Annotated in this window: 15 protein-coding genes; all 15 read right to left on the bottom strand. The window is 41.3% G+C overall.

Annotated features, from left to right (window positions below; translation table 11 throughout):
* Positions 1-225 precede the first annotated feature (225 nt).
* The 15 genes from MHH90_RS02040 to MHH90_RS01970 all read right to left on the bottom strand — a co-directional run bounded on the left by MHH90_RS02040 (position 226) and on the right by MHH90_RS01970 (position 11,677).
* Positions 226-1,317, bottom strand: coding sequence for a nucleotidyltransferase (locus tag MHH90_RS02040; protein WP_011681536.1), 1,092 nt, complete (start codon positions 1,315-1,317; stop codon positions 226-228).
* 6 nt (positions 1,318-1,323) lie between these two features.
* Positions 1,324-2,064: a class I SAM-dependent DNA methyltransferase gene (locus MHH90_RS02035; protein WP_277426406.1), complete on the bottom strand. Its 741-nt coding sequence runs from the start codon at positions 2,062-2,064 to the stop codon at positions 1,324-1,326.
* A gap of 324 nt (positions 2,065-2,388) precedes the next feature.
* Positions 2,389-2,742 (bottom strand): ribosome silencing factor, encoded by a 354-nt coding sequence (gene rsfS / locus MHH90_RS02030; protein WP_011227491.1) that lies wholly within the window; start codon positions 2,740-2,742, stop codon positions 2,389-2,391.
* A 23-nt stretch (positions 2,743-2,765) separates the two neighbouring features.
* Entirely contained in the window at positions 2,766-3,356 is a 591-nt protein-coding gene (yqeK, locus tag MHH90_RS02025) for a bis(5'-nucleosyl)-tetraphosphatase (symmetrical) YqeK (RefSeq protein WP_002951696.1), read from the bottom strand.
* Positions 3,353-3,985 carry a nicotinate-nucleotide adenylyltransferase gene (locus tag MHH90_RS02020; RefSeq protein ID WP_002951698.1) on the bottom strand — a complete coding sequence of 211 codons (633 nt, stop codon included), beginning with the start codon at positions 3,983-3,985 and terminating at the stop codon, positions 3,353-3,355. Before MHH90_RS02020 ends, yqeK begins: the two co-directional genes overlap by 4 nt.
* 103 nt (positions 3,986-4,088) lie before the next feature.
* Complete coding sequence (gene yhbY / locus MHH90_RS02015) at positions 4,089-4,406, bottom strand: ribosome assembly RNA-binding protein YhbY (protein WP_002951701.1); 318 nt, start codon at positions 4,404-4,406, stop codon at positions 4,089-4,091.
* Between the two features lie 238 nt (positions 4,407-4,644).
* On the bottom strand, positions 4,645-5,763 hold the full coding sequence (gene yqeH, locus MHH90_RS02010) for a ribosome biogenesis GTPase YqeH (protein WP_002951703.1): 1,119 nt from the start codon (positions 5,761-5,763) through the stop codon (positions 4,645-4,647).
* Positions 5,763-6,290 carry a YqeG family HAD IIIA-type phosphatase gene (locus tag MHH90_RS02005; protein ID WP_002951705.1) on the bottom strand — a complete coding sequence of 176 codons (528 nt, stop codon included), beginning with the start codon at positions 6,288-6,290 and terminating at the stop codon, positions 5,763-5,765. Before MHH90_RS02005 ends, yqeH begins: the two co-directional genes overlap by 1 nt.
* A gap of 136 nt (positions 6,291-6,426) precedes the next feature.
* Positions 6,427-7,341 (bottom strand): DMT family transporter, encoded by a 915-nt coding sequence (locus tag MHH90_RS02000; protein ID WP_014727667.1) that lies wholly within the window; start codon positions 7,339-7,341, stop codon positions 6,427-6,429.
* Positions 7,342-7,447: 106 nt separating this feature from the next.
* A complete protein-coding gene (locus MHH90_RS01995) occupies positions 7,448-7,801 on the bottom strand; it encodes a hypothetical protein (protein WP_014727668.1) in 354 nt (117 codons plus the stop codon).
* 97 nt (positions 7,802-7,898) lie between these two features.
* On the bottom strand, positions 7,899-9,341 hold the full coding sequence (gene gatB, locus MHH90_RS01990; protein WP_113870484.1) for an Asp-tRNA(Asn)/Glu-tRNA(Gln) amidotransferase subunit GatB: 1,443 nt from the start codon (positions 9,339-9,341) through the stop codon (positions 7,899-7,901).
* The gene (gene gatA, locus MHH90_RS01985; RefSeq protein WP_014608642.1) at positions 9,341-10,807 is read right to left on the bottom strand and encodes an Asp-tRNA(Asn)/Glu-tRNA(Gln) amidotransferase subunit GatA; all 1,467 of its coding nucleotides are present in this window, start codon (positions 10,805-10,807) and stop codon (positions 9,341-9,343) included. The genes gatB and gatA overlap by 1 nt, the downstream gene beginning before the upstream one ends.
* The gene (gene gatC / locus MHH90_RS01980) at positions 10,807-11,109 is read right to left on the bottom strand and encodes an Asp-tRNA(Asn)/Glu-tRNA(Gln) amidotransferase subunit GatC (RefSeq protein ID WP_002884769.1); all 303 of its coding nucleotides are present in this window, start codon (positions 11,107-11,109) and stop codon (positions 10,807-10,809) included. Before gatC ends, gatA begins: the two co-directional genes overlap by 1 nt.
* A 139-nt stretch (positions 11,110-11,248) precedes the next feature.
* Complete coding sequence (locus MHH90_RS01975; protein ID WP_024010053.1) at positions 11,249-11,503, bottom strand: glycosyl transferase; 255 nt, start codon at positions 11,501-11,503, stop codon at positions 11,249-11,251.
* Positions 11,504-11,515: 12 nt separating this feature from the next.
* Complete coding sequence (locus tag MHH90_RS01970) at positions 11,516-11,677, bottom strand: glycosyltransferase (protein ID WP_224102937.1); 162 nt, start codon at positions 11,675-11,677, stop codon at positions 11,516-11,518.
* Between the last annotated feature and the right edge of the window lie 76 nt (positions 11,678-11,753).

The following is an 11,753-nucleotide window of genomic DNA, read 5'->3' as shown; positions in this document are numbered from 1 at the left end:
ACTTTTTTTGACCTTTATTGTATTTTTTTTTGCAGGTAAGCTATAATTACCTTTTTACAAGTATTTAAGCTAGTCCTGCAATCTTATAAGGAAGCTAAATCCTTATGGAATCATAATACACCATTAGTCAGCAAAGGTCAATAGTTTTGTTTGATCTTATTTGACCTTTTTGAGAATAGTTTACGAAAAGTAAAAGAGCCTACCAGAGGTAGACCTTTTATAAAACTATTTTACTCTAATCGGTACACGTCCAAAGTTTTGTTCGCAAAGCTCGGGGTTACCTAATTGATAAACATTATCCGCTTGCTGTGTAAGCATATCCCAAGGCTTCCTTCCAATACGAGCCACTATATCCACAGACTTTTTCACAGATTTGAGATGAAACTGCCCTTTTTGAGAAAATCCAAGGACATGAATAGATTTAGGCAAAGAATTATCCACAGCTCCGACTAAGATATAGGTCAAAATACGACGTACCCGTGCTTTTGTATAGCGTTTGGTCGCTACCTTATCCACCAGCTCCTCCACAGAAGAAATCTCACGGACAGCAGCTTTTAAACGGCTAGCAATCTCTTCATTCACTTGGAAAACACTAGTCAAATCGGGGTTTGTAAGAATCTGATAAACCAGTAATTGGAAATAATTATCCCAAGAGACCTGTGGAGAAGTTTGAAAAAGTTTGCTATTGGGCATGAACTTATCCACAAAATCACTATCTTCTTTGTGGAGACGTAGACTGGTCGCCGAGGCGAAAGATACTTCCTTGTCTAAGGAATGATAGCCAGCCCCTTGTCTCTGGATAGGATTCAACGTAATGCCCTTACCCGCACAAGCTTTGGCATAGGCTAATCCTAGGATATGGTTGGGTGTATTGCCAGTAAAATCCACACCAGCAAACTTTTCCCACATTTTTTGCGTCTTTTGTGGATAAGACAAGTCACTCGGTAAACTTTCCACAAAGGCTTCCATTTCCTCTGACTTTTCAGAATAGACATCTGCTATAGTCTGATAGTCTAGGACTTCTTCCGTGCCAAAAGTAAGACTATCAATTCCCAGTCGAGACAAGACATCGACAGCCCCAGATGCAAAATAATCGGCAGACTGGACTGCCGTAAAGAAGGGCAACTCAACCACGAGATCTGCTCCATTTTCCAAAGCCATCTGAGCTCTAATCCACTTATCCACAATAGCTGGCTCACCTCGCTGAACAAAGTTCCCAGACATGGCAACAATTTTTATGCCTTCAGCATGATCCAAGAGATACTTGTGGCCGTTATGAAAAGGATTGAACTCAGCAATAATACCTGTAACTGTCATAGGCTCTTACTTTTGGGCGACAAAGAACCAACGTGCACTAGTTTCAGTCGGTTCCTTATCCTCGAAATCGGCGTAAAGCTTGAAAGATTTGAAGCCAGCCTGCTCTAGCAAGATATCATAAGTCAAGACCTCATAGGTACGCTCCTCGTGCACCTCATCATGACGGCTAAAGCTTCCATCTTCCTCTTGGAGAAAGAAGGTCAATTCATGAACTACAGAATGCGGAGCCGCATCCTCATAAGTATCCCAGAGCATAGCAAAATCCTCAGCATTTTCATGGTAAGAATAGCCAGGGAAAACTTCATCAGTTTGATAGGTTGAGTGTACATCAAATATAAAGACGCCATCCTCATTGAGTGCATTGTAAACCTCTTTGAAGACGTCTCCAACCTCTACTTCATCCTGCATATAGCAGATTGAATCTGAGTAGCAGGTCACAAAATCATACTTGCCAGCTTGCGATAAATCCAACATATTGCCTTCAATAAAATCAATTTTCTGCTTGGCAGAAGACGCACGCTTCTGAGCAATTTTCAACATATCAGCACTCAAATCAAGTCCAGTGACATCAAAACCAGCTTGAGAAAAACGTACAGATTGAATCCCTGTTCCACAAGCCAATTCAAGCAATTTCTTTTTGTCCATAGTCTTTGGCAAATGACGGAGGGAAAAATCCGTCCACAAATCGTAAAGACTGTCATCCATAACAGCGTCGTAGACCGCCGCAAAAGTTTCATAAGTAGCCATAATCATGATACCAAGTCTGTCCGTAATTGGAATGAAAATTAGAAGCTTTGACTTGGAATCCTGATCCAAGCCAAAGCTATCTATTTTCCGACGATTACAGGACGGGTTCAAATCCTTTCTAGGATACAAAGAGCGTTAAAAGCAGAGAGAAAATAGGAAACTTTCTGCCGTATCACTAGATACAAAGGAAGTTTTTCTTTTTCTCATAGCTTTGAGCTCGTGTTAAGTTTATAAAATTAACTAAACACGACACCCTATCCTTTCTTTCCATTAGATTTTCAATTAAGCAACAAAACCCAGTTATCGCTAACTGAGTTCAATTTCTTATGCCAAATAGGCTGACACATCTACCATTAGTGCTTCATGCCAGAGTTTTTCGAGGTTATAGTGTGCACGCTCATCTTCTGTAAAGATGTGAACAACGACGTCGTTAAGATCCAAAAGAATCCAGCCTCCCTTATTGTCACCTTCCATGTGACTAGCGTCCACACCAGCTTCTTTAACTTTCTCACGGATGTTGTCGGCAATAGCTTCCAACTGACGGCTATTCATTGCACTCAAAATAACAAAGTAATCTGTTAGGCTAGTAAGACCATACAAATCTAGGGCAACGATGTCTTCAGCTCGCTTTTCATCAGCAGCTTTGACAACCAATTCAAGTAATTCTTCTTTAGTCAATTGTATTCTCCAGTAATTAATTATTAATCTTTTAAGTAACTCACAAAAGCATTATAGGTTTCAAGAGTTTTGGGATAAATCGGCAAGGCCTGGTGCGCCAAGTGTTCTACCGTATGGACTGTTTCAAAAGCAACTGCTTTATCCAAAGATTGCTTTGCTACTTGTCTAGCTTCCTCTACCAAAGGGAAATTACGGTTATGCTCAATATAGTCAGCCACATAGACAATTTTATCTAGGATTGACATTTCATGACTTCCGACAGTATGGATTTCAATACTGCGTAGAATCTCAGAATCAGTTAAACCCAAATCTTCTTGGATTTTGTAAATCCCAACCATGCCATGCCAGATATTGTTTCCCCATTTTTTCAATTCAGGATCGAGCTCATACTTATCGATTAGCTCTATGAATTCCTGGTCTGGAAGTTCCTTGGCATAATCATGAAGGAGGCCAGCTAAACCAGCTTTTTCAGTATCGTAACCATACTTTTCAGCAAGAGCAATAGCAGCTTGCTCAACACCCAAAACATGACTAAAGCGTTTAGGACTCATAACCGCTCTAACTTTTTCAAGGAGTTCATCACGAGAAAAGTCAAGGTATTTTTCATAGGTCATTTATAGAGCCCCGCTTTCTTGATGTAGGCAAGTACAGACTGCGGTACCATGAAGTTAGGTGTACGATCCTTCTTAATGTAGGATCTGACTGCACTTGAACTAATATCCATAAGGGGCACATCAACCCAGATAACAGGATATGAGGTTCCAGCCTTATACTTAGGACGCGGTACACCAACAAATTGAACCATCTCGATAAGTTCATCAATACGGTGCCATTTTGGTAGGTACTCGACCATATCAGCTCCAATAATAAAGTAATAATCCGTATCAGGATTAGCCTCTGTCAAGAGCTTCATGGTGTCATAGGTATAGCTGATTCCCTTACGTTCCAACTCGATGGTTTCAATATCCAAACCTGGGATGCCGTTAATAGCCAACATAAGCATATTAAGGCGATGCTTTTCATCAATAGTCTCTTTTTTATCGATATGAGGGGGCTCAAATTCAGGCATAAGAAGAACTTCATCGAGACCTAACTGCTGACGCACCTGGTCTGCAACAACCAGGTGGGCATTGTGAACAGGATTGAAATTTCCACCTAATATTCCAACCTGCTTACGGCCGGTATCTTTAATTTCTTCCTCTAGTTGAACCTTTGTAAACGGGGTTACAAGATCTAATGCCATGTTCGTCTCCTCTTATTCAAGCATTATATGATTTTTTAATATCTTCAATGCTTTAAAAGTGTTTCTATACCTTAATTTGTCCTTCACCAAGTAACGTCAGCAACTATTTTTGGATGGCTTTAACATTTGGTGACAACTTACGATTTTCTTTTTTAGCAGATTCCTTGTAAAGAATCAAGATACGTCCAATCTTGAGGACTGTATCACAGCCGATTTCTTCTTCCAAAATTTCAGCAACTTCATGGATATCTTCCATAGTATTTTGAAGAAGGGTTACCTTAATTAACTCACGGGCATCAAGGGCGTTACGAACGCTAGTTTTGATATGATCGTTAAGACCGTTTTTCCCAATTTGTACAATAGGTTTAAGGGTGTGGGCTTCCGATTTGAGGAAGGCACGTTGTTTTGATGTTAGTGACATGTTTATTCCTTTTTAATTTTTTGATGTTTTTCTTAGATGATAGGGCCGCTCGTAAACTTTGGGTTCCATGGCTAATTTTTTGAGCTTAAAGTTTCAAAAATTTCGAATCCACGTAACATAGTATGTTGCTTGGATTACTATCAGGGCGAAAAACACATTGTTTGCTTATGGCTTAACTCTAGGCAAACTTCATGATCATTGAAAAGACTTTTTTATACTTTTAACTGCTTCATTAGGTTTAAATAATTGCTTTTCGCACAACGACACCAACGCCTTCTGGTGCCCAGGCAGCAACGATGGTTGGTTGGTCTGCTTTCCCTTGAACACGAATCCAGCCTAATCCTGAAAAGACAACGTCTGTCTTATCTTTGATAGTGAACTCGTGACGGACTAGTTTTGGAAAATCAGCCAATTCCTTAGGCCCAGGTGGCATAAGGAGACTTCCAACGTGCTTGTCATAAAAGGCATCTGCGCCGTCAAGTTTGGTACGGTGAAGCTTTAGATTATTGTCAAAGAAGGCTGTAAAACCTTGTTTATCACCATCAATGAAGTCAAAACGTCCTAGTCCACCTAGAAATAGGGTTTGGCCTGCATTTAACTGATAAGTCTTCGGTTTGATTTCCTTCTTAGGACTAACGTATTTGAGGTCCTTAGCTGACAGATAGTGCGCCATCTGGTGACGGTGTATAATTCCTGGTGTATCAAAAATATAGCTACCATCATCTAATGGGATTTCAATCTTATCAAGGGTCGTTCCTGGGAAACGAGAGGTTGTGATAACATCCTTATCACCAGTAATTTCTTTGATGATGGCATTGATTAAGGTTGATTTACCAACATTCGTAACACCAACAACATAGACATCACGACCCTTACGGAGGGCTTCAATACGTTGAATCAGCTCTTTAATAGCATGATGATTTTGAGCAGATGTCAACATGACATCCACAGGACGCATCCCTTCTTCGTGGGCACGTTCTGTTAACCATTGAGTTACCTTACCGTCTTTAACGGATTTAGGTAGGATATCCTTTTTATTTCCAACCAAGAGCACATCATTACCCGAAACAAAGCGCGATAAGCCTGGGATGATTGATCCATTAAAATCGAAAATATCAACAACATTAACAACGAGGGCATCACTATCACCAACTTCATGAAGTAATTTTAAAAATTCATCATCAGTGATGTGGACATCCACAATCTCATTGTAATGACGAAGACGGAAACAGCGCTGGCAGTATAGCTCACCTGTTTCCTCGGCCTTTTTAATAGAGCTAGCAGGTGTGAAACCTGCTTTTTCTTTATCCTCTGTTTGAATTTGGGCTCCACACCCAATACAAAATAATTCTTCCATTAAATTCCTTTGTTGAAGGTCATTGGACCATATGCTTTTTCAATCTTTTTCCACATGCGACGTTCACGCCAACGGTTAAACTTGGTTACCCAAGAATCGGATTTCACCAAAGGCTTAACCAAAATCGAGCGAATACCTGCTCGGTGGCTAGCCCTAATGTCAGTCATGAGCTGGTCACCCACCATTACAACCTCTTCACGGTTAAAGTGATAGCGTTCAATCGCTTCATTAATGCCTTTAGTGAAAGGCTTCATGGCACGACTCACGAAATCTACATGGAAATTGGCAACTGCACGTTCAACACGTTTATGTTTATTGTTGGAGACCACAACCACTGGAATGTCAGCCTCTGTCATCTCATCTAACCAAGCTCGTAGCTCAGGAGTCCCATCAGGGTTGTTCCAAGCAATCAAGGTATTGTCCAAATCGACCAAGACGGTACGAATACCGTGTTCACGTAGCTGGTCAGGTTTCAAATCATAAACAGCCTCCACCATAAACTGGGGCCTATAATCGTCTATACTCATTTTCTCTCCAAAGTGTTAGTTTACTTCTTATTTTACCATATTTTTAAGCTTTATGTGTGGAACTTAAGTCCTATTTTTTAAGAACAACCTTTACAGAACAATAAAGAAAAGAACCAAAATCACTCAGGCTCCATTCTTATCTCTGAATTTTTCCTTTTGTTAGGGCAACTAAATTTTTAAGCGATATGATGATGACAGCAAGAACAATTAAAATCATTCCAACCACATCAATGGCAAAGAAGCGGTCACCCATAATTAATACGGTCAAAATGACCGATGCTACGGGTTCCACCGAGGCTAAAAGACTCCCTTTGACAGCTCCAACCATGGCCGTCCCCCTAAGGAAAATGGTGTAAGCAAAGACTGTCCCAATGAAGACCAAACCAAAAAGCGCTAAGAGATTTTCACCGGTCAAAGGAAGTTTATACTTCCAAGCTTGGATAGCAATCGGAAAGACCAAACCACCAAGTAACATGCCTAGGCCAATAACAATCAAACTGCCCCATTTTTCAATGGCCTTAGCAGGCAGTAAGATATAAAGTGCATAGGTCACTGCCGAAAAGAGGCCCCAGAACAAGCCGATAGGCGTAATGGCCAGCTCTGTCACCTGACCATGCGTTGCGATAATAAAGGTTCCCGCAATAGCCATGATAATCGCTACCAACTCTGAAACCATTGGAAATCTACGGTTCTTAGCACACACGAAAGTCAGAATGAGTACTGGCGTGACATACTGCAAGACCGTCGCAGTCCCTGCATTGGTATGCTGAATGGCACTAAGATAGGCATACTGATTCAAGACCAGACCAAAGAGTGCAAATAAGGCGATACTTACTAAGGTTTTCTTATCTTTAAGTGCTGAAACTAATTTGTCTGACTGCCTAAAAAAGACCGAAGCTGTCAGCAAAATCCCAGCTATAATTAAACGTAAACTCGTTAAAAGATTAACATTAATCCCATGAGTCATCAGGTATTGACCCGAAACTCCTGAAAATCCCCAAGCAATTCCAGCAACCAAGATCATCAGACTCCCTTTTAATTGTTTAGACATGTGTTTTCCTCGATTATGATAATGCCTATTTATTATAACACAAGGAGTCGTAAGTCAGTAGATAACTTCAGAAAAATTATACTCTTTTTCTTGAGGAATTTTCAAGCTACCAACCTATAATCCAGCCAAGAACTAAAAGATAATTTTCAAGTGCACCAATAGCGTTGACTGAGTGACGGTATTGAAGATAGCTAAGGAAATGATTAGTCCCAATCCCAAGACCTCCAATAATCAAAGACATTAGAACAGCTCTCAAATAAAACCAATCGTACTTGAGATTGACAGTAATCAGGATGACAAGAACTGTTACATTCCAAATACCAATCTCCCTCTGCCATCCGACAGAAATGCCGTAACCCGAATGACTTCCCATATAAGTTGGGAAGAATAGCTGAAAAATAATAGCATCAGTCATGGCGAGGATGACGAGGATAAAAAGGACTCTTAAGAATTTGTTCATGGGGTAACTCCTAAAATCTATTTATAATAAAATTCTTGACTAGTCTAACACAAATATTGCAAATAAAGAACCAACCTTTCGGCTGGTTCTTTATTTATCAATCTTTTTTCAACTTAGCCAATTCTTGGGCAAGTAACTTGAGGGCTACTTGTGGGTTTGCTTGGCCTTTAGTTGCTTTCATGAGGAAGCCTGTGAAGGCCTTGTCAGCATTACGTTTACCTGACTTGAAGTCGGCTACGGCTGCTTCATTATCTGCAAAGACTTGGTGGATGATTGGAATCAAGACTTCAGGATCTGAAATCTGTACCAATCCAGCTTTTTCGACGTATTCACGCGCACCGCCACCGTTTTTCGCCAAATGAACGAATACTTTCTTGGCAATCTTAGATGAGATGGTGCCATCTTCGATGATAGCAATCATTTCTACCAAGTTTTCGGGTGTCAATTGAATTTCTTCAAGCGTTTTGCCTTCTGCGTTCAAGAACTGAGCGACTTCACCTTGAAGCCAGTTAGAGACTTGTTTGGCGTCTCCACCAAGGGCTACGGCTGCTTCAAAGAAGTCAGAAGTAACCTTCGTAGCTGTCAATTGGTTGGCATCATAGTCAGACAAACCAAGCTCTGCCACATAGCGAGCACGGCGGTCTTTTGGAAATTCTGGTAACTCCGTACGCATTTCCTCAATCCACTCATCTGAGATTTCAAACAATGGAAGGTCTGGTTCTGGGAAGTAACGGTAATCCGCTGCTCCTTCTTTGACACGCATAAGGATTGTGCTCTTGCTGGCTTCATCATAACGGCGTGTTTCTTGACGAATGACACCACCTGAGCGCAAGATTTTCGCTTGACGTTGCACTTCGTATTCAAGACCTTTGCGGACATTCGAGAAGGAGTTCAAGTTTTTCAACTCCGTCTTGGTACCAAATTCCTCTTGACCATATGGACGAAGGGAAATATTGGCATCCACACGCATAGATCCTTCTTCCATCTTGACATCAGAAATGCCTGTGTATTGGATGACTTCTTTGAGAGCTGTCAAATAAGCGTAGGCTTCTTCAGGAGAACGCATATCGGCTTCAGATACAATCTCGATCAATGGCACCCCTTGACGGTTAAGGTCAACATAAGAGAAACCGTCTGTTCCATGCGTGTTCTTACCGGCATCTTCTTCCAAGTGAGCCCGTTCAATCCCGATTTTCTTAGTTGTTCCGTCTTCCAATTGCACTTCAATCCAACCGTTATAACCGATTGGCTCGTCAAATTGCGAAATTTGGTAGGCTTTTGGATTATCAGGATAGAAGTAGTTCTTACGGTCAAAGTGCATGTGCTGGTGGATATCCATATTCAGCGCCAAAGCGGCCTTGATTCCAGCGTCCACAACACCCTTGTTCAAGACAGGAAGTACCCCTGGGAAAGACCAGTCGATCACATTAGTATTGGTATTTTGTTCGTTCCCAAAGTGAGCAGAGGTTGGTGAGAAAATTTTTGAGTTTGTATTCAATTCAACGTGGACTTCAAGTCCGATGACTGTTTCAAAGTTCATTAATTGTCACCTCCAAAAATCACGGGTTGTTGCTTATGGTAATCCGTTGTAGCTTCAAAAGCAGCTGCAGCTTGATAGATGGTCTCTTCAGAATACTTAGGACCAATCAACTGCAAACCAACTGGAAGACCTTGCGCAAAACCTGCAGGAATCGAAATCCCTGGAAGACCTGCCAAGTTAACTGGAATGGTCAACAAGTCCGCCAAGTACATGGCAACAGGATCATGATTGAGCGTATCCAAATCGAAAGCTACGCTTGGAGCTGTAGGACCAAGGATGAGATCGTAATCCGCAAAGACTTTTTCGAAGTCTTGGATAATGAGGGTACGAACTTGACCAGCTTTCTTGTAGTAAGCATCGTAGTAACCAGATGACAAACTAAAGGTACCCAGCATGATACGACGTTTGACTTCATCACCAAAGCCTTGGCTACGAGTGTTTACGTAGATGTCATCCAAGTTCTTGGCATCTTCCGCACGGAAACCATAGCGAATGCCATCGAAACGTTGCAAGTTTGAAGAGGCTTCAGATGAAGCAATGATGTAGTAGACAGCAACCCCGTATTTAGAATGAGGCAGGCTGACTTCCTCGACTGTTGCTCCCAATTTTTCAAAGTGCTTAGCCGCATCGAGGATGGTTTCTTTAACTTCTGGGTCAATCCCTTCCCCAAGGTATTCCTTAGGAAGAGCAATCTTCATACTTTTGATGTCTTGACCAATCTTAGAAGTAAAATCGGCTATGCGGACTGGCGCAGATGTTGAATCCTTAGCATCTTCACTGGCAATAACATTGAGCAATTGGGCATTTTCCTTAACAGTTTGTGAGAACGTACCAATCTGGTCAAGTGAGCTACCAAAAGCAATGAGACCGAAACGAGAAACCGTTCCGTAAGTTGGCTTAAGGCCAACAATCCCGTTAAAGGCAGCCGGTTGGCGGATAGAGCCACCTGTATCTGAACCAAGAGACAAACGGACTTGACCTGAAGCTACAGCTGCTGCCGAACCACTAGATGACCCACCAGGAACCTTGCTGTGATCCCAAGCATTCTTGGTTGATCCATAGTAAGAAGTCTCACCAGATCCACCCATAGCAAATTCATCCATGTTAGTTTTCCCGATGACAATCATATCTTTAGCTTTGGCATTAGCAACCGCTGTCGCATCAAAAATAGGCTCGTAGTTATAGAGCATTTTTGAGGCCGCAGTCGTCAAAATGCCGTCAGTAGAGATATTGTCTTTGACAGCGAATGGAATCCCTGACAGGAGGTTGTCAGCATCGATTCCTTTTTCGTCAATGGCCTTAGCTTGTGCAAGGGCAGCTTCTTCTGCTACTGTCACAAAGGCATTGACTGCTTCTTCACGCGCCTTGATATCGTCAATGGTCGCTTGTGTCAATTCGGTTGCTGAAATTTCCTTAGAGACAAGGAGATTGTGCAACTCTTCAATGGTTTTATTGTTGAATGACATTAGGCATCTCCTCCATCTTCTAGGATAGCTGGTACTTTAATGTAGTAATTGTCTTTTTCAGGTACATTTTTAAACAAACGGTCACGGTCAGTCCCTTTTTCAGCAACATCCGGACGCAGTACAGTCTTGCGGTCCGCCATGGTCGTTGTTGGGGCAACACCAGTTGTGTCCACTTCTTCCAACAATTCCACCATATCAACAATCTTCGATAAAGTTGTCGCAAACTCAGCTGTCTCTTCTGGAGAGAATTTCAATTTTGAAAGATTGGCAACGTGGGTTACTTCTTCTTGCGTAATTTTCATCTTGCTTCCTTTCGTGAAATGATGATTTTTCAATACCCTCTATTTTACCATAATTTAGCCTAATTTACTGGGAGGATAAAAAAACTGTAGCAACTTTTTTGTCACTACAGTTTACCAATATACAGCTTTTTCAAAACAGTTATCGTATGGGCATCAAGAGCTTTCTCCAGGCTTCTAACATTTCTAGTTTCAAATAATGTTTTGCCAGGTCGTATGAGGCTTGGTACATAGACTCAAGATCACTTTCTAAGGCAAATAAAATCTTGTCGACCACCTGAGAAACAAGTAAATCCTCATCCATAGTCTCGCTATAAGGGACCAGATACCCATTCTCAGCATCTTTGATGAAGATTTTGCTCTTTTTGATGGGCAAGAGCAACAGCTCTAATGCCAAATCCGTTTAAATCTACTTCAAAAGTGGTAACAAATCCTGCGTGAAAATCATATCACAGTCTAAATATAAAACGCTATTTTCTTGAACAAACTCAGGAATCACATAACGGAAAAAAGTCGTATAATGAATATACGTACTCGGAAGCGAAAATTGTTTAAAGCTTTCTGCAGACATACGGCAATTGAGAATTTCCGAATCAATAGCAGCCAAACAACTATTCATAAGGGAAGACTAATCTGTCGGTAAATTC

It is taken from the genome of Streptococcus sp. FSL E2-3488, from assembly GCF_038003585.1.
Classification (GTDB): Bacteria; Bacillota; Bacilli; order Lactobacillales; family Streptococcaceae; genus Streptococcus; species Streptococcus thermophilus.
The sequence above is the reverse complement of the archived record's forward strand: the minus strand, read 5'-3'. Positions and strand labels throughout refer to the sequence as shown.

What these genes read in the sequence shown, in the direction of transcription:
- MHH90_RS02000 (WP_014727667.1), bottom strand. Translation starts at nt 7,341, where the DNA reads ATGTCTAAACAATTAAAAGGGAGTCTGATGATCTTGGTTGCTGGAATT.
- MHH90_RS02040 (WP_011681536.1), bottom strand. Translation starts at nt 1,317, where the DNA reads ATGACAGTTACAGGTATTATTGCTGAGTTCAATCCTTTTCATAACGGC.
- MHH90_RS02035 (WP_277426406.1), bottom strand. Translation starts at nt 2,064, where the DNA reads ATGGCTACTTATGAAACTTTTGCGGCGGTCTACGACGCTGTTATGGAT.
- MHH90_RS02005 (WP_002951705.1), bottom strand. Translation starts at nt 6,290, where the DNA reads ATGAGTATAGACGATTATAGGCCCCAGTTTATGGTGGAGGCTGTTTAT.
- yhbY (WP_002951701.1), bottom strand. Translation starts at nt 4,406, where the DNA reads ATGTCACTAACATCAAAACAACGTGCCTTCCTCAAATCGGAAGCCCAC.
- MHH90_RS01970 (WP_224102937.1), bottom strand. Translation starts at nt 11,677, where the DNA reads ATGTCTGCAGAAAGCTTTAAACAATTTTCGCTTCCGAGTACGTATATT.
- gatC (WP_002884769.1), bottom strand. Translation starts at nt 11,109, where the DNA reads ATGAAAATTACGCAAGAAGAAGTAACCCACGTTGCCAATCTTTCAAAA.
- yqeH (WP_002951703.1), bottom strand. Translation starts at nt 5,763, where the DNA reads ATGGAAGAATTATTTTGTATTGGGTGTGGAGCCCAAATTCAAACAGAG.
- gatA (WP_014608642.1), bottom strand. Translation starts at nt 10,807, where the DNA reads ATGTCATTCAACAATAAAACCATTGAAGAGTTGCACAATCTCCTTGTC.
- MHH90_RS02020 (WP_002951698.1), bottom strand. Translation starts at nt 3,985, where the DNA reads ATGGCATTAGATCTTGTAACCCCGTTTACAAAGGTTCAACTAGAGGAA.
- gatB (WP_113870484.1), bottom strand. Translation starts at nt 9,341, where the DNA reads ATGAACTTTGAAACAGTCATCGGACTTGAAGTCCACGTTGAATTGAAT.
- yqeK (WP_002951696.1), bottom strand. Translation starts at nt 3,356, where the DNA reads ATGACCTATGAAAAATACCTTGACTTTTCTCGTGATGAACTCCTTGAA.
- MHH90_RS01995 (WP_014727668.1), bottom strand. Translation starts at nt 7,801, where the DNA reads ATGAACAAATTCTTAAGAGTCCTTTTTATCCTCGTCATCCTCGCCATG.